Genomic DNA, 17,772 nt, shown 5'->3' on the forward strand with positions numbered 1-17,772 from the left:
TCGTCAAATACAACTGATTTTTTTTTGCACATTTATTCTTTGTGCTTTTGTTTGGAATATATAAAGGCCTTGGCAATAACAGAGATGAACATAGCCATGATACCTAAACCAACCGTAGCATAGATCATTGTAAATATTTTACCTGTTGTAGTTATCGGATATAAGTCACCGTATCCTATCGTTGTTAAGGTCATAAAACTTAAATACAAGGCATCAAGAATACTAAATTTTTCTACTGTTGAATAAAAGATAGTTCCACTCATCAAGGTTGTTGCCATTAAGAAAAACAAAGCTTTTGTATCGTCCTTTTTTAAGATAAAACTAAAGGAAGTGAATAATTTTTTGGTCGCAATTAGTAAGGATAGCACAGAAACCTTCTTTCTAAATTTATTATAAGCTTATTTCCAAATAAGAAGTTCTGACTCCGTAGTAACATCCCCAAACTTATCCGAAAAATCTTTAAAATGCACTGCACCTAACTTTGTATAAAGACTCCTTGCATTTTCATTATTTTTAAGAATTGCAATGGCAACCGTCATTTGGGCTTCTTTTGCTTGCTGCAACACCTGTGACAATAACTGAGTCCCCACCCCTTTTCTTTGAAACTTCTGGGAGATGTGAAGGGAATCAATGTAAAAGTTACCTCTCTGGTCGCTACTTTCTGAGTAAGCGATGAAACCTGCAACATTATTTTCTAACTCTTTGACGAGAATATGTTGTGAAGCTTGTGCAAGAAAATGCTCCCAATTTTTCTGAAATGTATCATATTCTAAACTTTCTAAATAAGTAGGAGGCAAGATACTTTCATATGTCGTTTGCCAATTGTCTACGTTAATATGTGCTATTTCTTCTAAATCAGAATAATGTGCCGGACGAATGCTTGTCATCTTCTTCTCCTTTTTATTTTAAATAATCTTTTTTCAAAAGCCCCATAAAATGACTGTCGTGGTAACTTCCAGCTGCAAAGAAATGTTCTTTCATTGTTCCTTCAATTTTGAACCCAACTTTTTCATAGATATGAACAGCAGGAGCATTATCAACATCACCCCAAAGATAAACTTTATGCATGTTTAATACTTTAAAAGCATATTCTAAGGCTTGGTGAAATGCTTCTTGTGCCAAGCCTCGACCAGAATACTCTTCTGTAATGATAAGCTGTATTTCACAACTACGATGGATGAAGTTGATTTCCATCAATTCTACTATGCCCGCAAATGCACCATCCACATCTACAACAAAACGACGTTCATCCATACTATGAATGTGCTTATCATATAGAGCCGTTAATTCATCTAAGGATTCGTAAGGTTCTTGAAACCATAAATGCATAGTTTTAGCTTCATTGTTGATGATATGAATATTTTTTAAGTCTGTTCTTTCTAGTGCTCTGATTTTCATTTTAGAATCTCCTTGCTTTTTATTTCCAATATCCTTCATGAACTTTTCTAGCTTTTTCCTCTACTTCTGGAAAGGGTCCGATAATCTGTATGAGCTTTTGTCCGCGATCAATAATCTGTTGCGCAGGCAAATCAAAAGTGGGATTTTGTTCATTGTCTCCTGTTAGTTCTAACAAACGTTTTTCAGTTAGAGCATAAACGATAGTTCCAATATTCCCCCAATAAATAGCTCCGGTACACATTGCACAAGGTTCCGCTGTAGTATAAAGTTTACATTGCCACAAAAATTCTTTGGAATAAAGCTTGGAAGCTTTTGCAGCCAAACTGGTTTCTGCATGTCCCGTACAAATCTGTTCTGTAATTTCAATATTTTCTTGTTCTAGGAGAATATTTCCCTTGCTATCTGTCAAAAGTGCACCAAAAGGAGTATTCCCATGATTGCGAGCATTTTGGGAAATCTCCACACAGCGTTCCAAAAGCGCAATATGTTTTTGTCTTTGCATATTCACCTTCCTTCTTCCATAATAAAATAGTTAGACTTTATTATACAATGAACCCGCTGTAAATAAAAGCGTTTACTGTATTATTGACATCTTTTAAGCAAAATTTCTTTTTTGTTTTATTTTCTCACTTGGGTTTTCAGTGAATTTTAATATAGATTATGGTAAAATGAGGATGTATTGGGCTTTTATAAGCTAGGATAAATTAGTAAAGGAAAAAATATGAATCCACAAAAAATTGCCGTGCTCGGCCCTGGATCATGGGGAACTGCTCTTTCTCAAGTTCTTAATGACAATGGACATGAAGTTCGTATTTGGGGAAACAATGTTGACCAAATTGCTGAAATTAATGAAAAGCATACCAACGAACGTTACTTCAAAGGGATCACTTTAAATCAGAAAATTTCTGCTTATACCGATCTCGAATTTGCCTTGTCTGATGTTGATGCTATTCTTTTCGTTGTTCCAACAAAAGTCACACGTTTGGTTGCTCAACAAGTCGCAAAAGTTCTTAAACATAAAGTGACAATCATGCATGCATCTAAGGGGCTCGAACAAGGGACCCATGAACGTATTTCTTCAATACTCGAAGAAGAGATTCCAGAAGAATACCGAAGCGAAATTGTTGTGGTTTCTGGTCCTTCGCATGCCGAAGAAACAATTCGACGTGATATTACCTTAATCTCTGCTGCTTCAAATGATTTAGAGACGGCTAAATATGCCCAAGAAATTTTTTCTAACGATTATTTCCGACTCTATACCAATACGGATGTTATTGGTGTAGAAACAGCGGGTGCTTTTAAAAATATTATTGCAGTCGGTGCTGGGGCTTTACATGGTCTTGGTTTTGGTGATAATGCTAAAGCAGCAATCATCACGCGTGGCTTAGCAGAAATTACCCGTTTAGGTGTTGCTATGGGCGCTCAACCGCTTACTTATAGCGGCTTGTCTGGTGTAGGTGACTTGATTGTTACGGGTACATCGATTCACTCACGCAATTGGCGAGCAGGTGATGCTCTCGGTCGAGGTGAGAAGCTTGCGGATATCGAAGCAAATATGGGAATGGTTATCGAAGGTGTTTCAACAACCAAAGCCGCTTACGAACTCGCACAAAGTATGCATATCGATATGCCCATCACTGAGACAATCTACAAGGTACTTTATGAAAATATGGATGCCCGCGAAGGCATCTTAGACATTATGCGCCGTGAAACACGTACCGAAAACGAATTCAGTATCTAAATCAAAAGGAGCTAATTTTTAAAATGATTAAAACAAACCCAAAACAAAAAGTAAGAAAAGCAATTATTCCCGCAGCTGGTCTGGGTACACGTTTCTTGCCTGCTACTAAAGCCCTTGCTAAAGAAATGTTACCTATCGTTGATAAACCAACGATTCAATTTATCGTTGAAGAAGCCTTAAAATCAGGAATTGAAGATATCTTAATCGTTACAGGTAAAGCTAAACGTCCTATCGAAGATCACTTTGACTCAAACATTGAGTTGGAACAAAACCTTAAAGAAAAAGGTAAAACAGAGCTTTTAAAATTAGTTGAAGAAACAACAGATATCAATCTTCACTTTATTCGTCAAAGCCACCCAATGGGGCTTGGACATGCGGTTCTTCAAGCAAAAGCCTTTGTTGGCGATGAACCATTTGTTGTTATGCTTGGTGACGATCTTATGAACATCATGGGAGATGGTACACCACTCACAAAAGAATTAATTTCTGACTATGAGAAGACACACGCTTCAACAATCGCTGTAATGAAAGTTCCACATGACGATGTGGACAAATATGGTGTTATTGCTCCAGAAGGTGAAGTTTCTAAGGGTCTTTACAATGTTGCAGAATTCGTCGAAAAACCTGCTGTTGAGGATGCTCCTTCTGATTTGGCTATCATCGGCCGCTACCTCTTAACTCCAGAAATTTTCCAAGTTTTAGAAAAACAAAAACCTGGTGCAGGTAACGAAATCCAATTGACGGATGCGATTGAAACTTTAAATAAAACACAACGCGTTTTTGCACACGAGTTCACTGGCAAACGCTATGATGTCGGCGATAAATTTGGTTTCGTTGAAACAACTATCGAATATGGTCTCAATCATCCACAAATCAAGGATGAATTGCATGATTACATCATCGCTAAAGCAGAAGAACTTTTAAAATCTGAAAGCAAAACTGAAAAATAATTCAAGGCTGTCCAGCGTTTGCTTGGGCAGCTCTTCTTATCCCCTTTTTCCTTGTAAGAACAAATCATTCCGAACTTCTTATTTTGCCTAAATTATGCTATCATGGAGGGGATGAAATTTTTCAAAGAAATCAAGATTAAAGCTCTGGATATTATCATTATTCTTGCCTTATTTTGTGCTTCTTTTTCTGTTTTTTTTCTCCTGCCTCACAATAGCTCTGGGACAAAGGCCCAATTACGTGTGCAAGGGAAAGTGATTAAAACATTTGATTTAAGCAAAAATCAGCGCTGGACTTATCGCTCTGAGGATGGGGATTACAATGAAATAGAGGTAAAGGATGGAGCGATTGCTGTTGTTAAGGCTTCTTGTCGCGATCAAATTGATGTGCAACGTGGCTTTATTTCAAAAGTTAACGATACTATCGTTTGTTTACCTCATGATTTAGTCATTCAAATCATTGGAGATCAATCAGAATCTGGAGTGGATTATAGCGGATGAATGTAAAAGAAAATATTTATATAGCACTTCTCACTGCAGTAGCTGTTGTTATGGGCATTTTTGAGAGCTGGATTCCCTCCTTCTTCGCTTTTGCTCCGGGAGCCAAAATTGGCCTAGCTAATCTGGTAATGATTATTGCCATTTTCACCTTAGATTGGCGAAAAGTTTGGACAATGCAAGTCTTGCGCTTGCTAATTACTGCCTTATTCACAGGTGTTTCTGTGGTTATCTACTCTGCGGCAGGAGCTATTTTAAGCCTCTTAGCCATGTACCTCATGAAGCAACTAGGACCCAAATGGGTCTCTCTCATTGGTATTTCTGTTGTCGGAGGCTTCTTTCATAATCTCGGACAACTGCTTGTTGCTTCGCTTATTACAGGTACAAGCTCCGTAATGCTTTATTTACCATGGCTCTCTTTTTTCGGTATGCTCGCTGGTTTTGCCATCGGCGTTGGTGGCAACCAAATCATTCAGCGTGTAGCACCAATACAGTTATTATTTATTAAAGAAAGTAAAAAATGGACGTAAAAAATACAATTTGGTCAGAATATCCAAAATTAGAATCTTCCTTAGTCAAAGTTCAAAAGCTGATGAAGCAACAGGTTGGCATCAAAAATAAAGAAATCAAGTCAGCCATTTTTGACCTGTTTGATGCAGGTGGAAAAATGCTACGTCCGGCTTATTTATTAATGTTTGCTGATTTTACTGCTATGGATAATAAAAGTAAAATCGCACTTGCTGCAAGCGTCGAAATGCTGCACACTGCAACGCTTATTCACGACGATATTGTTGACCAAGCAGATACACGTCGCGGTGTCGAGACTCTCTCGAAAAAATACGATCCGTCAATTGCTGTTTATGCTGGCGACTATCTTTTTGTAGCTGTTTTTAAACTTTTGTCAAAATATTCTTTTGATTTGCCAAATTTAACAAAAAATATCGGATCTATTGAACGCCTTTTAGGCGGAGAACTTGGACAACTCAACAAACATTTTGATTTTGAGCAAACGCTCGATGATTATATTCAAAATATTTCTGGAAAAACTGGCGAACTTTTTGCTATGTCATCCTCAATCGCTCCTTTAATTATGCAAGATGTTCACTTATCTGAACTCTCCTATAATATTGGGATGGACATTGGAATTGCCTTCCAAATTATGGATGACTATCTTGATTATGCTAGCGACAGTCAAACTCTGGGAAAACCTGTACATGAAGACATCAAGCAAGGTATCTTTTCTGCACCCGTTATTTTTGCTTTAGAGATCGATCATCGTCATGTGAAATCTTTGATTCAAAAAGAACAATTTGAAGAAGTTTACAGCTTCATTCAAAGCTCTGGAGCGCTGACTAAAACTAAAGAGTTGGCCCAATATTATACTAATCAAGCTCTCAATCTAATTAATAAGCTCCCTGAGGGCCAAACACGTGATAACATTAGCAGTGTTACAAGAAAACTTTTGGAACGGAATTTATAATGAACCCTGAAGAATTTTATGCGCAACTTGAAACTTTTGACCTTTTCTTAAATGATCAACAAAAAGAACAATTTGAACGCTATTTTGAGCTTCTCGTTGAGTGGAATGAAAAAATTAACCTTACGGCAATTACAGAGAAAAAAGAAGTCTTTCTCAAGCATTTCTATGATTCAATTGCACCGATTCTCTACAAGCTCATTCAAAATGAACCCTTAAAAATCCTTGATATTGGTGCCGGGGCAGGCTTTCCTAGTTTACCAATGAAGATTATTTTCCCAGAGCTACAAGTAACTATTATTGATTCGCTTAACAAGCGCATCAACTTCTTGTCTCTTTTATCAAAAGAGTTGCACTTAGAGAAAGTGACTTTATTGCACGGTCGCGCTGAGGATTTTGGACAAAATCCTCTCTACCGCGCTCAATTTGATATTGTTACAGCACGCGCAGTTGCGCGTCTCAGTGTACTCTCTGAACTCACTATTCCTTTTCTTAAGAAAAATGGCCATCTCTTGTCACTCAAAGCGGCTAAATTTGATGAAGAACTTTCGGATGCTAAACATGCAATTGCCGTCTTAGGAAGCAAATTTATCGAACAGATTGATTATCAACTTCCAAATGGTGATGAGCGACACATTGCTATTATCGAAAAGAAAAAAGAAACGCCGAAAAAGTACCCACGAAAAGCGGGAACGCCCAATAAAAAGCCACTTTAAAAAGCTCTGGTTCATTCAGAGCTTTTTCTTTATTATGCACGCCCATTCCATTCATTTTTAATAGTTTGATAGGCTTGAATTGGATTTTCAGCACGAGTAATTGGACGGCCAACAACAATATAATCCGATCCGATATTGCGTGCTTCTTCTGGTGTCATCACTCGTTTTTGATCTCCCTTGGCTGTGCCTGCAGGACGAATACCTGGTGTCAAACAGATGAAATCTGGACGTGTGACACTTTTAATCTTTTGAACCTCATGAGCTGAACATACAACACCATCTAAACCAGCCTCATCTGTGCATTTAGCATAGTGTAGAACTGATTCTTCCAAACTTGTCATAATCATTTGATCATGGTGCATACTTTCTTGGCTAGTGGAAGTCAGCTGAGTGACAGCAATCAAATCTGCAACCTTTTCTCCAGCAGGTGTTCCAGCTATCAAACCTTCTTTAGCTTGCTGCATCATCTCAATCCCTCCAGCAGCATGAACATTAATCATATCTATTCCTAAACGGGCTAGACCTTTCATGGCTGAGCCAACTGTATTTGGAATATCATGGAGTTTCAAATCTAAGAAGACATCATGACCTTGAAATTTAAGGAAGTCTACAACAACAGGCCCTTCTTGATAGAGGAGCTCCATTCCCACTTTTACATAGAGTTTTTCGTGATCATCAAAACGCAGTAAAAAATTTTTTACGTCGCGTAAGCTTGGGAAGTCAAGGGCTACCATTGGTCTTGATTCATGCATTTTCTTTTTTCTCCTTTTTTACTTCTTTACGTAATTCTTCTAAACTTTCAATCCCATACTTATCCATAAGTTCAGGAAGTTCATTAATAATTTTCGGACACACATAGGGATCGGAAAAGTTTGCTGTCCCTACTGCAACCGCACTTGCACCAGCCAGATAAAATTCAAGAACATCTTGAGCAGTCATTACACCGCCCATTCCGATAATCGGTAAATCCACTGCTTGTGCCACTTGGTGAACCAATTTTAAAGCTACTGGTTTAATCGCTGGACCTGAGAGACCACCTGTAATGTTGGCTAAAATCGGTTTACGAGTCTGCAGATTATAACGCATTCCCATTAAAGTATTTATCATCGTAATCCCATCAGCTCCTGCTGCTTCTACGGCCTGAGCGATTTCTACGATATCCGTCACATTTGGCGAGAGCTTGACATAAAGTGGGACATCCGCTACCTCCTTACAATCCTTGACCAAATCATAAGCAACTTTCGGATCTGTACCAAATGCTTGCCCGCCATGCTTCACATTAGGACAAGAAATATTGAGTTCAATAGCTTTAACATTTGGTGCTGTCCCTATTTTATCGCAAACAGCTACATAATCATATAGTTCAGAACCGGCTACGTTAGCAATAATAGGCAGCTCAGGAAAGTTTTCATACAGCCAAGGCAATTTATCTGAGAGTACTGCATCTAGACCAGGATTTTGCAGACCAATCGCATTAAGCATGCCGGCACTTGTTTCTGCAACACGTGGCGTTGGATTACCATAACGTGGTTTAAGAGTTGTGGCCTTAATCATTATGGAACCCAGTTGATTTAAATCATAATATCGTGCATAGTCCTCGCCAAAACCGAAACAGCCTGAAGCAGGCATAATTGGATTTTTTAGATTCAATCCAGGAAGTTCCACTGCAAGTCGATTCATTATATTACTACTCCATTTCCTTTAAATACCGGCCCGTCTTGACATACTTTTAAAGCATGTTCTGGGTCTTTTTTATCTGGGACAACACAAGCATAACATGCGCCAATTCCACAAGCCATACGTGCTTCCATTGACAAATACAAGCGCTCTAAAGTTTCAAACCTTGTTGCTACGGTTTTTAACATCATTGGTGCACCACAAGCATAGACCACATCTACCTCTTGTTCAAGCTGATTGAATAAATACCCAACATGTCCTCGAGAACCATAAGAACCATTATCTGTAGCTACTTTTACCTCAATATTAGGGAGCTGCGCGAACTGCTCTTCAAGAATCTTGACTTCCGCACGTGCAAATCCGAGCAAAACCGTAATATTGCAGCCTTTTTTACTAAGCTGCTTCGCTAACTCGTACAGCGGAGGAACACCTATTCCTCCACCTACTATAAGGACTTGATCGTTTTCTGTTACTTCATCAACTGGAAATCCTTTACCTAAAGGACCAAGAATATCCACTGATTGTCCTGCAACCATTTTTGACAAAAGGTGGGTTCCCGTGGTTTTATCACCTCGACGATAGAGTAATGTACACGTTTTTTCCTGCTTATTCCAACTCGAAATCGAAATTGGCCGCCGTAAAAGTAATTCTTGACTGGGAACTTTTAATTGCAAAAACTGTCCTGCCATTTCCATATCATCTACCAAATCGCCTTGCAACACCAACTCAAAAATATCTTCAGCAACTTCTTTCTGACTGACAATAAGCATCTCTTCTTGAAGCTTCATTACTCCTCCTTTTTATAAAACGAATCCATTAGCCAAAGCGTTTTGCAGGTCAAGAGTTCTTTATCTACAATGAACCAGCATATTAAAGCAGAAATAATAACTAATGTTTTACAACTCGCTTTGCTCCTTGCGTATTATCATTCTAATCTGCTAAAGCAGAAAGAATGACTGATGGTTCACAACTCGCTTTGCTCCTTGCGTATTATCATTCTAATCTGCTAAAGCAGAAAGAATGATAATAAAAACACCTGCAGAGAGGCTGCAGGTGTACAAAAAGCATCTATCATCCTTTTCTCATACTTAAAAGTACGCGAAACAAAGGGGATATAATTTATCGTATCCTTGCTAGCCTCTCTGGACTAAGTTAAAGGTTTTAAAGTATTATAACTTAAATTAAGAGGAATTACAAGAATCAATAAATCCTACTCAAGTTGTAAAAAAATCCTTTATTTCTATGGTATAATGAAAGCGTGTAATTTAAATAAAGACAGGAGAAAAATATGGGTATCATTAAAGCAGCGACAAGTAGCCTCGGAGGAACGTTAGCCGATCAATGGCTTGAAGTCATCGAACCAGAAGATATGTCCGATCAAACTGTGATGACCAAAGGTGTTATGGTGGGCAAGGATGATAAACGTGGTAGCAATCGTAAAGAAACTTCTGATGTCATTACAGATGGATCTGTCGTGCATGTCTATCCTAATATGATGATGCTCCTTGTTGACGGCGGTAAAATCATTGACTATACCGCAGAAGAAGGTTATTATACGGTCAAAAATGATACTGCACCTTCTATGTTTAACGGTGGACTTAAAGAATCTGTTCAAGAAGCCTTCTTTCGTTTTAAATTTGGTGGTGTGACACCTCAAAAACAAGAAGTTTACTATATTAATCTTCAAGAAATTAAAGGCATTAAGTTTGGAACAGCTACGCCTTTACAATACTTTGATAACTTCTATAATGCGGAACTCTTTCTCCGTACACATGGAACATATTCGATAAGAATTACAGATCCTATCTTGTTCTATGCTAATGCCATTCCAAAAAATCAAACGCAAGTTGAAATCTCAGATATCAATGAACAATATCTCCAAGAATTTTTAACAGCATTGAATACGTCAATCAACCTCTACTCAGCACAAGGTGAGCGCGTTTCTTTCCTCCCTTCAAAATCTGTTGAACTTTCAAAATATATGGCGGATACACTTGACGAAGAATGGCGCAAACTTCGTGGAATCGAAGTGGTCGCTGTTGCTGTAAGCTCAATCAGTTACACAGATGACAGCCAAAAACTAATCAATATGCGTAACCAAGGTGCAATGCTAGGTGATCCAAGTGTGCGTGAAGGGTATATGCAAGGTGCTGTGGCGCGCGGTATTGAAGCAGCTGGAAGCAATACTGGTGGGGCCATGCAAGCCTTTATGGGAATGGGCATGGGAATGAACCAAGCGGGAGATGTGCTTGGTCAGGCCAGTGCCTCAAATCAAGCCCAAATAGCTCAACAGGAAAAGGCAGCGACAAAATCGGAAGACACGTGGACTTGTTCAGCTTGTGGTACAGAAAATGCAGGAAAATTCTGTTCAAACTGTGGTGAGAAAAAACCTGAAGCGCAAGCTAACTTAAAGATTGAAATGCCTTGCTCAGCTTGTAATGCAGTCGTTAATTTAGCTAATGGTGTTCCAAAATTCTGTCCAGAATGTGGACAACCTTTCGTTGCTAAACCTTTATAAAAATCAGAAAAGAGGTAAATTATGAGCCAGTCGAAGGTTCTCACCCATCTCTGTCCTAATTGTGGCGGTCCCCTCTTATTTGATCCTAAAAGTCAAAAGTTTCATTGCCAGTACTGCTTATCTACCTTTACGGAAGAGGAAGTTACTGCCTTTGAAGCCAAACAAAAAGACAAGGGAATTCCAGAAGAAAGTATTCCAGATGTTCCTTTAGAAACTGATGAGGCAGAAACACCGATTGATGATCAGGTTGGACTCTTTGTTTGTCCTTCATGTGGTGCAGAAATTGTGACAGATGCAACTACTGCTTCTACTTTCTGCTATTATTGTCACAATCCTGTCGTTCTTTCAGAACGTCTCTCTGGGAAATTTCTCCCAGAAAAAGTTCTACCTTTCCAGATTGAACAGAAGGATGCTGAAAAAGCTTTCCTCGACTGGGTAGGGAAAAAGAGATTTGTCCCGAAAGATTTCTTTGATAAAAAACAAATCAAGCAACTTCAAGGCGTTTATTTTCCTTATTGGGTTGTTGGTGCAGATTTAGAAGGACAATTGCAAGCACGTGCCAATAGGATACGGGTCTGGATTGTTGGAGATTTAGAATACACAGAAACCAAGCAGTACCAAATTATCCGAGAAGGGAACAGTTCTTTTCAAGATTTAGTTAAAAATGCCTTGAAAAAAAATGAACCTGAAAAAATGGTTGGTGCGGTCCAACCTTTCGATTTATCCAAAGCGGTATCTTTTAAAAATCAGTATCTCTCCGGTTTTTTAACTGAAAAAAGAGATATTGAGTATGCAGAAATCAAGGAACGCGTAGATAGCGAATTACGTCAGTATTCCGAAGCGCTCATGCGCGACACAATTCAAGGCTACACTGCTGTAACCAGTGTTCAATCTCAACAAAGCATTAAAAATTTGGAAAGTGATTATGTGCTTTTACCACTCTGGCTCGTGACTTATCGTCAAAAAAATAGTGATAAACTTTTCTATTATGCAATGAATGGGCAAACAGGTAAAACCGCTGGTATCCTTCCTGTGGATAAAATGAAAGTCGCTCTGGTGGCACTTCTTATTTTCATCACTGTACTCATACTTGGCGTAACTGTGGGGTGGTTTGTCTCATGAAAAAGAAACGAATACTTTTAACACTATTTTTTACAGTAATTACACTCTGTACATTGTTTGCTTTTGCTAAAGATACTTCTGCACAGCAGGTAGGTATTGACGATCAGGCTGCTCTTTTGAGTGACTCAACACAATCCCTTGAGCAAGAAGCTCAACTGCTTGCAAACCAGAGCAAAGCTGGAGTTTTTGTAGTTACAACCATGGACGATACTGAATCGCCCAAAGAGTTAGCAGTCAATTATTTAGCACAAAAAGTCGGGCAAGGGAACAATGGTATTGTCTTGGTGATTAATATGTCACAGCGGAAACTTTATATCTGGGCAACAGGAAACTTGAAGTATTACATTACCTCTTCTCGGATTGAGTCGATTTTAGATGTTGTGCAACCTCAATTGTCCGATGGGAATTATCCACAAGCCATAGAGAGTTTTTATGCACAAGTGACGCATTATTATGAACAGGGGATACCTGGCGGGCGAAAATATACGGTTGACCCGCAAACGGGAGCCGTTACTTTTCATCGTTCCTTCCGTCCTGCTTATATTCTAATTGCAGTTATTCTTGCACTCATCTCCGCTGGTGCCTTTGTTATTGTTCTGGTCTCTCGCTATCAATTAAAGATGGGCGCACACTGGAATTATGGTTATCAAGAGAATGGAAAATTAAACTTATCCAAACAAAGCGATACGTTGGTCAACTCCTTCATTACTACTCGCCGTATTCCTAGAAATAATAACTCTAGTGGAGGCGGCTTCTCTGGTGGCGGAGGTTCTGGCGGTGGACGGAGTTTTTAATAAAACAAAAAGAGCAAATGCTCTTTTTTATTTTATTATCTTATACTTTCCTGAAGGAAGATTCCCCAATTCATAATTTCCAATCTTTGTACGGATTAAACGTAATGTTGGAAAACCAACATTGGCTGTCATTCGACGCACTTGACGATTTTTTCCTTCTTTGATAGAGATTTCGACCCAGCTTGTGGGTATTGATTTTCGCTCACGAATCGGTGGTGTTCTCTCCCAAAGCCACTCTGGTTCTGAAACTCGTCTAACTTTCGCCGGAAGTGTTTTACCATCTTTAAGCAAAACACCTGCACGGAGTTTTTGAGCTGCTGACTCAGTGAATTCTCCCTCGACCTGTACAAGATAAGTCTTATAAGACTTGGACTTGGGGTCAGTAAGCTTATGATTTAACTTTCCATCATCTGTCAGCAAAAGTAAGCCTTCACTGTCTTTATCTAAACGTCCTGCAGCATATACATTAGGAACATCAATATAATCTTTCAATGTTTTACGATTTTCAGTATCCGTAAATTTTGTGAGTACGTCAAAGGGTTTATTAAATAGTAATATCATCTCCTCTATTGTACCAAAAGTGGTCCAGCTTCGCACCTGCCATAAAGAAAATGTCACATAAAAAAAGCAGTACGTCTGCTTTTTTTGTTTAAATAACATTCATGGTAAATGAGCGGCTCTCCATCACACGAAGAATAGCTTCTGCTGTGTCTAAAGCTGTAAAGAGTGGAATACCACGACTAATTGCTTCCTGACGTATGAGGAAGCCATCTGTTTCTTGTGTTGATACGCGTTTGCTACCCATTGTATTGACAATAGCTTGAACACGCCCCATACGAATGTCATCAATAACTGTGTCCTCAGTGGATTCCGTCACTTTACCAACCTCTCGAACATAAAGCCCTGCAGTTTTTAGGTACTGTGCAGTTCCTGAAGTCGCTACTAGCGAATAACCAATATCAGCAAAGCGCTTCGCCATCTCTAAGGTTTCTGCTTTATCTTCATCGGCCACTGTAAAGAGAATTGACCCATGGTCAGCCATGTGCAGCTTTGCAGCTTCAAAAGATTTATAAAGCGCCTTTTCTAAGGTTGTATCTGATCCCATCACTTCCCCCGTTGATTTCATCTCTGGACCAAGGAGGCTATCAACTTTTGCCAATTTGCTAAAGCTGAAGACTGGAGCTTTGATGTGGACCAGTTCAGATTCTGGGGCAAGACCTGAGACATATCCAAGATCTGCTAATTTTTTCCCTAAAATCATCTGTGTGGCAAGTTGTGCCATCGGAATTCCTGTAACTTTTGATAAGAAGGGTACCGTACGTGAAGCTCGTGGGTTAACTTCAATAACATAGACTTTTTCCTCGTGGATAACGAACTGAATATTCATCATACCGATGCAGTTTAAGCCTTCTGCCAATCGTTTAGTATAATCCACGATTGTCTCAATAATTTCAGGACTGAAGGTTTGTGGTGGATAAACAGCCATTGAGTCTCCCGAGTGAACTCCCGCACGTTCAATATGCTCCATAATTCCTGGCAACAAAACATCTTTCCCATCACAAATAGCATCTACTTCACACTCTTGTCCAGTCAAATAGCTGTCTACTAATACTGGGTGTTCTGGCGAAGCCTTGACTGCACGGTTCATATAATTACGCAAATCTGCTTCATTGTCAATAATTTCCATAGCACGTCCACCTAAGACAAAGGATGGGCGTAGCAGGACAGGATAACCAATTTTTTCAGCATTGGCAACTGCTTCTTCTTCATTTGTGGCTGTTGCTCCCGGTGGTTGTGGAATATCCAAGTCGGACAAAGCCTTTTCAAAGGAATCTCGGTCTTCTGCACGTTCAAGGTCTGCTACTTGTGTTCCTAAAATACGTACTCCTGCTTTTTCCAAAGGTTCCGCAAGATTAATCGCTGTCTGCCCACCAAACTGAACGATTACACCTTTGGGCTCCTCTAAATCGATAATGTTCATGACATCTTCTAAAGTCAAAGGTTCAAAGTAGAGTTTATCCGAAATTGAAAAATCAGTAGAAACCGTTTCTGGATTACTGTTGACGATAATTGCTTCATAGCCTAAAGCTTGGATTGCTTTAACTGAATGAACAGTCGCATAGTCAAACTCCACGCCTTGACCGATACGGATTGGACCTGAACCTAGAACAAGAATTTTTTCCTTTTCAGATTTGACAGATTCGTTCTCCCATGTGTAAGACGAGTAGAAATATGGCGTACTACTTTCAAACTCAGCAGCACAAGTATCTACCATTTTGTAGACTGGCAGAATTTCACCATCTTTGCGACGACGACGTACTTCGGACTCTGTCACATTCCAAAGACGAGCAATCTCTTTATCCGAAAAACCATTTTTCTTGGCTATCTTCAAAATCTCTGGATCGAAAACGTTAAGTTCTAACTCTTTTTCAATCTCAACGATATGGAGTAATTTGTCTAGGAAAAAAATGTCAATCTTACTTAAAGCCGCAATTTCCTCAATTGGAATACCACGGCGAATCGCTTCTGAAATATAGAAGAGACGGTCATCCTGTGCTTTAATAATTTTTTCGTACAGGAACTCTTCTGTGACTTCTTCAGCACCTTCTAAACGGTTGTGGCTCACACCTATCTCCAATGAACGTACTGCCTTGAGTAAGCTTTCTTCGATGTTGCGTCCGATAGCCATTACCTCTCCAGTCGCTTTCATTTGTGTCCCGAGATTACGATCACCATTTTCAAATTTATCAAAGGGGAAGCGGGCAATTTTAGAGACAACGTAGTCAAGTGCTGGCTCAAACATAGCATAGGTCGTGTTTGTTACCGGATTGATGATTTCATCCAATGTCATTCCGATTGCAATTTTGGCCGACATCTTAGCAATCGGATAACCTGTCGCTTTAGAAGCTAAGGCAGAGGAGCGTGAGACACGGGGATTTACTTCAATCACATAATATTTATAAGAATGTGGATCCAAAGCAAGCTGAACATTGCATCCTCCTTCGATTTTCAAAGCACGAATGATTTTTAATGAAGCATCACGAAGCATTTGGTATTCAACATCTGACAAGGTTTGACTTGGCGCGAAGACAATCGAGTCTCCTGTATGTATACCTACGGGATCAAAGTTTTCCATGTTGCAGACCACGATGGCATTATCTGCCGAGTCGCGCATTACTTCGTACTCTATTTCTTTATATCCGGCTATTGATTTTTCGATCAAACATTGTGTCACTGGAGAAAGTTTTAATCCATTGGCAACTACCTCGCGAAGTTCAGCTTCGTTGTCACAAATCCCGCCTCCTGTTCCTCCCATCGTAAAGGCCGGACGGACAATGATCGGGTAGCCAATCTCTTTTGCTTGAGCAACTGCCTCTTCAACCGTTGTGGCAATTTCAGATTCGCACAAAGGTTCCCCAATACTTTCACAGAGTTCTCTAAATAATTCACGGTCTTCTGCCCGGTCAATTGCTGATAGTTTTGTGCCCAAAAGTTCAACCGAAAGTTCTTCCAAAATACCGCTTTCCGCCAATTCCATCGCCATATTTAGCCCTGTTTGACCACCTAAGGTTGGCAAGAGGGCATCTGGTCTTTCTTTGCGAAGGATTTTGCTGACAAACTCAAGCGTAATCGGCTCAATATAAACTTTATCAGCAATTTCACGGTCAGTCATAATCGTTGCTGGATTTGAATTGACCAAAATAACTTGATAGCCTTCTTCTTTGAGCGCTAAACAGGCTTGAGTACCAGCATAGTCAAATTCAGCAGCTTGACCAATAACAATCGGTCCTGAACCGATAATCATAATCTTCTTAATATCCGTACGTTTTGGCATAATATCCCCATTTCTAAAATTCCAAAGCAGCTGTGAGATAAACTTTGTACTACTCTCTGACAGACATTTTTCTCATTTCCTAGGAATTTTAAGAAAAAAGCACCTGCCAGAAAAAGCAAGTGCAAAGAAGATAGAGTATTCCCTTTTTATTCAAAAGGATTTAATATTCATGTTCACAACCTTGCTAGCCTCTCTGGACCAGTTTAAAAGTTTTATCTTTAGTAGAATATCATTTTCTAAAGATGCAGTCAAATGAAAACTTTGAGAGCTCTCTTCCTTGAGAGATTTCAGTGAAAAAAACTTGTATCAAAAAACAGTAATAAGATTTACATTAAATAGAAAGCGCCTTCTATTTAATAAATAAAAAAAGAAAAAAGTTCTTTGCTTTTTAAAAAATTATTCTATTATCCCTCTATAAATATAGTATAAACCCTTTATTTTAAATGAAAAATGCTACTTTTAAAATTAATTATAAATTTACAATTAAATTTTTATAATAATATCCTTGACACTTTCCGTAAAAATGTTATAATTAATTCATAAGTAAATTAGAAATAAATAAGATTTTCGACAAGGGGGATAATATGATAAAAATTTATACAGTTGCTGGTTGCAGCTCAAGCCAAAAAGCAAAAAAAATGGCTCGTTGACAACGGTGTAGATTTTCAAGAAATAAATCTTCTTACAGATGATATTAAGAAAGAAGACTTTCTTGAAATTCTTGCTTTGACTGAAAATGGTACGGAGGAAATTATTTCCAAAAGAAGCCGTGCATATCAGAGTTTATCATTAGACCTTGAGCGATTTTCTTTAAATACTCTGGTTACAATCATGAAAGAGAACCGTTCCATTTTACGTCGTCCGCTTATTTTGGATGACAAGCGCCTTCAGATTGGTTATAATGACGATGATATTCGAAAATTTCTCCCACGTCCTGTTCGTGAGGTAAGATTGAGCGATATTAGTCGTAAAGTACGTGATATTGTATTAGAACGTGACTTCCATATTCATGCGAGTTAATAAAAAACCAAGACCTCTGAATTCAGAGA

At 38.9% G+C, this 17,772-nt stretch carries 18 protein-coding genes and 1 pseudogene; 10 read left to right on the forward strand and 9 right to left on the reverse strand.

The genetic code is table 11. The features are described 5' to 3' along the window. Positions 1 to 32: 32 nt before the first annotated feature. The 4 genes from LACDD01_RS04195 to LACDD01_RS04210 are packed head-to-tail and all read right to left on the reverse strand — an operon-like array spanning position 33 to position 1,900. The gene (locus tag LACDD01_RS04195; RefSeq protein WP_019293719.1) at positions 33 to 368 is read right to left on the reverse strand and encodes a potassium channel family protein; all 336 of its coding nucleotides are present in this window, start codon (positions 366 to 368) and stop codon (positions 33 to 35) included. Between the two features lie 30 nt (positions 369 to 398). Next, on the reverse strand, positions 399 to 887 hold the full coding sequence (locus LACDD01_RS04200; protein WP_061413328.1) for a GNAT family N-acetyltransferase: 489 nt from the start codon (positions 885 to 887) through the stop codon (positions 399 to 401). A gap of 13 nt (positions 888 to 900) precedes the next feature. Then, on the reverse strand, positions 901 to 1,398 hold the full coding sequence (locus LACDD01_RS04205) for a GNAT family N-acetyltransferase (RefSeq protein WP_231863380.1): 498 nt from the start codon (positions 1,396 to 1,398) through the stop codon (positions 901 to 903). Positions 1,399 to 1,417: 19 nt separating this feature from the next. Further along, the gene (locus LACDD01_RS04210; RefSeq protein WP_019291641.1) at positions 1,418 to 1,900 is read right to left on the reverse strand and encodes a nucleoside deaminase; all 483 of its coding nucleotides are present in this window, start codon (positions 1,898 to 1,900) and stop codon (positions 1,418 to 1,420) included. A gap of 219 nt (positions 1,901 to 2,119) precedes the next feature. On the opposite strand from LACDD01_RS04210, the gene LACDD01_RS04215 reads away from it, so the two are divergent. The 6 genes from LACDD01_RS04215 to rsmG all read left to right on the forward strand — a co-directional run bounded on the left by LACDD01_RS04215 (position 2,120) and on the right by rsmG (position 6,777). After that, positions 2,120 to 3,139: an NAD(P)H-dependent glycerol-3-phosphate dehydrogenase gene (locus tag LACDD01_RS04215; RefSeq protein ID WP_061413332.1), complete on the forward strand. Its 1,020-nt coding sequence runs from the start codon at positions 2,120 to 2,122 to the stop codon at positions 3,137 to 3,139. 23 nt (positions 3,140 to 3,162) lie between these two features. Further along, positions 3,163 to 4,089, forward strand: a complete 927-nt coding sequence (galU, locus tag LACDD01_RS04220; RefSeq protein ID WP_019291643.1) for a UTP--glucose-1-phosphate uridylyltransferase GalU — start codon at positions 3,163 to 3,165, stop codon at positions 4,087 to 4,089. Positions 4,090 to 4,191: 102 nt separating this feature from the next. Next, positions 4,192 to 4,587: a NusG domain II-containing protein gene (locus LACDD01_RS04225; protein ID WP_004258398.1), complete on the forward strand. Its 396-nt coding sequence runs from the start codon at positions 4,192 to 4,194 to the stop codon at positions 4,585 to 4,587. After that, on the forward strand, positions 4,584 to 5,114 hold the full coding sequence (locus tag LACDD01_RS04230) for a Gx transporter family protein (protein ID WP_014025081.1): 531 nt from the start codon (positions 4,584 to 4,586) through the stop codon (positions 5,112 to 5,114). The genes LACDD01_RS04225 and LACDD01_RS04230 overlap by 4 nt, the downstream gene beginning before the upstream one ends. Beyond that, positions 5,105 to 6,064, forward strand: coding sequence for a polyprenyl synthetase family protein (locus tag LACDD01_RS04235; RefSeq protein ID WP_061413334.1), 960 nt, complete (start codon positions 5,105 to 5,107; stop codon positions 6,062 to 6,064). The genes LACDD01_RS04230 and LACDD01_RS04235 overlap by 10 nt, the downstream gene beginning before the upstream one ends. Beyond that, on the forward strand, positions 6,064 to 6,777 hold the full coding sequence (gene rsmG, locus LACDD01_RS04240; protein ID WP_061413336.1) for a 16S rRNA (guanine(527)-N(7))-methyltransferase RsmG: 714 nt from the start codon (positions 6,064 to 6,066) through the stop codon (positions 6,775 to 6,777). The genes LACDD01_RS04235 and rsmG overlap by 1 nt, the downstream gene beginning before the upstream one ends. A gap of 32 nt (positions 6,778 to 6,809) precedes the next feature. Here the strand turns inward: rsmG and pyrF are convergent, their stop codons facing one another. From pyrF to LACDD01_RS04255, 3 genes are read right to left on the reverse strand one after another with little or no spacing between them, the layout of a single operon-like run. Next, on the reverse strand, positions 6,810 to 7,529 hold the full coding sequence (gene pyrF / locus LACDD01_RS04245; RefSeq protein ID WP_019291647.1) for an orotidine-5'-phosphate decarboxylase: 720 nt from the start codon (positions 7,527 to 7,529) through the stop codon (positions 6,810 to 6,812). After that, positions 7,522 to 8,457: a dihydroorotate dehydrogenase gene (locus LACDD01_RS04250; RefSeq protein ID WP_061413338.1), complete on the reverse strand. Its 936-nt coding sequence runs from the start codon at positions 8,455 to 8,457 to the stop codon at positions 7,522 to 7,524. The genes pyrF and LACDD01_RS04250 overlap by 8 nt, the downstream gene beginning before the upstream one ends. Then, positions 8,457 to 9,242, reverse strand: coding sequence for a dihydroorotate dehydrogenase electron transfer subunit (locus LACDD01_RS04255; protein WP_061413340.1), 786 nt, complete (start codon positions 9,240 to 9,242; stop codon positions 8,457 to 8,459). Before LACDD01_RS04255 ends, LACDD01_RS04250 begins: the two co-directional genes overlap by 1 nt. Positions 9,243 to 9,742: 500 nt before the next feature. Between LACDD01_RS04255 and LACDD01_RS04260 the strand changes: the two genes are divergently transcribed. From LACDD01_RS04260 to LACDD01_RS04270, 3 genes are read left to right on the forward strand one after another with little or no spacing between them, the layout of a single operon-like run. Beyond that, complete coding sequence (locus tag LACDD01_RS04260; RefSeq protein WP_061413341.1) at positions 9,743 to 10,972, forward strand: SPFH domain-containing protein; 1,230 nt, start codon at positions 9,743 to 9,745, stop codon at positions 10,970 to 10,972. Between the two features lie 21 nt (positions 10,973 to 10,993). Further along, positions 10,994 to 12,094 carry a Rieske (2Fe-2S) protein gene (locus LACDD01_RS04265; protein WP_061413343.1) on the forward strand — a complete coding sequence of 367 codons (1,101 nt, stop codon included), beginning with the start codon at positions 10,994 to 10,996 and terminating at the stop codon, positions 12,092 to 12,094. After that, the gene (locus LACDD01_RS04270) at positions 12,091 to 12,888 is read left to right on the forward strand and encodes a TPM domain-containing protein (RefSeq protein WP_061413345.1); all 798 of its coding nucleotides are present in this window, start codon (positions 12,091 to 12,093) and stop codon (positions 12,886 to 12,888) included. The genes LACDD01_RS04265 and LACDD01_RS04270 overlap by 4 nt, the downstream gene beginning before the upstream one ends. Before the next feature lie 27 nt (positions 12,889 to 12,915). Here the strand turns inward: LACDD01_RS04270 and LACDD01_RS04275 are convergent, their stop codons facing one another. Together LACDD01_RS04275 and carB are read right to left on the reverse strand one after the other, a co-directional pair. Continuing rightward, positions 12,916 to 13,449, reverse strand: coding sequence for an rRNA large subunit pseudouridine synthase E (locus LACDD01_RS04275; protein ID WP_019291653.1), 534 nt, complete (start codon positions 13,447 to 13,449; stop codon positions 12,916 to 12,918). Positions 13,450 to 13,537: 88 nt separating this feature from the next. Then, positions 13,538 to 16,723, reverse strand: a complete 3,186-nt coding sequence (gene carB, locus LACDD01_RS04280; protein ID WP_061413347.1) for a carbamoyl-phosphate synthase large subunit — start codon at positions 16,721 to 16,723, stop codon at positions 13,538 to 13,540. 584 nt (positions 16,724 to 17,307) lie between these two features. Here carB and LACDD01_RS04285 point away from each other — a divergent pair. Beyond that, positions 17,308 to 17,743, forward strand: a pseudogene (locus LACDD01_RS04285) (Spx/MgsR family RNA polymerase-binding regulatory protein). The last annotated feature ends 29 nt before the right edge of the window (positions 17,744 to 17,772 follow it).

Origin of the sequence: Lactococcus sp. DD01 (assembly GCF_001578715.1) — a bacterium.
In the GTDB taxonomy this organism is placed as follows: Bacteria; Bacillota; Bacilli; order Lactobacillales; family Streptococcaceae; genus Lactococcus; species Lactococcus petauri.

Bases quoted from the DNA above. Each gene is read 5' to 3' on its own strand.
- carB (WP_061413347.1), bottom strand. From the start codon at position 16,723: ATGCCAAAACGTACGGATATTAAGAAGATTATGATTATCGGTTCAGGA.
- galU (WP_019291643.1), top strand. From the start codon at position 3,163: ATGATTAAAACAAACCCAAAACAAAAAGTAAGAAAAGCAATTATTCCC.
- LACDD01_RS04250 (WP_061413338.1), bottom strand. From the start codon at position 8,457: ATGAATCGACTTGCAGTGGAACTTCCTGGATTGAATCTAAAAAATCCA.
- LACDD01_RS04225 (WP_004258398.1), top strand. From the start codon at position 4,192: ATGGAGGGGATGAAATTTTTCAAAGAAATCAAGATTAAAGCTCTGGAT.
- LACDD01_RS04200 (WP_061413328.1), bottom strand. From the start codon at position 887: ATGACAAGCATTCGTCCGGCACATTATTCTGATTTAGAAGAAATAGCA.
- LACDD01_RS04270 (WP_061413345.1), top strand. From the start codon at position 12,091: ATGAAAAAGAAACGAATACTTTTAACACTATTTTTTACAGTAATTACA.
- LACDD01_RS04255 (WP_061413340.1), bottom strand. From the start codon at position 9,242: ATGAAGCTTCAAGAAGAGATGCTTATTGTCAGTCAGAAAGAAGTTGCT.
- pyrF (WP_019291647.1), bottom strand. From the start codon at position 7,529: ATGCATGAATCAAGACCAATGGTAGCCCTTGACTTCCCAAGCTTACGC.
- LACDD01_RS04265 (WP_061413343.1), top strand. From the start codon at position 10,994: ATGAGCCAGTCGAAGGTTCTCACCCATCTCTGTCCTAATTGTGGCGGT.
- LACDD01_RS04235 (WP_061413334.1), top strand. From the start codon at position 5,105: ATGGACGTAAAAAATACAATTTGGTCAGAATATCCAAAATTAGAATCT.
- LACDD01_RS04210 (WP_019291641.1), bottom strand. From the start codon at position 1,900: ATGCAAAGACAAAAACATATTGCGCTTTTGGAACGCTGTGTGGAGATT.
- LACDD01_RS04205 (WP_231863380.1), bottom strand. From the start codon at position 1,398: ATGAAAATCAGAGCACTAGAAAGAACAGACTTAAAAAATATTCATATC.
- LACDD01_RS04215 (WP_061413332.1), top strand. From the start codon at position 2,120: ATGAATCCACAAAAAATTGCCGTGCTCGGCCCTGGATCATGGGGAACT.
- LACDD01_RS04275 (WP_019291653.1), bottom strand. From the start codon at position 13,449: ATGATATTACTATTTAATAAACCCTTTGACGTACTCACAAAATTTACG.
- LACDD01_RS04260 (WP_061413341.1), top strand. From the start codon at position 9,743: ATGGGTATCATTAAAGCAGCGACAAGTAGCCTCGGAGGAACGTTAGCC.
- rsmG (WP_061413336.1), top strand. From the start codon at position 6,064: ATGAACCCTGAAGAATTTTATGCGCAACTTGAAACTTTTGACCTTTTC.
- LACDD01_RS04230 (WP_014025081.1), top strand. From the start codon at position 4,584: ATGAATGTAAAAGAAAATATTTATATAGCACTTCTCACTGCAGTAGCT.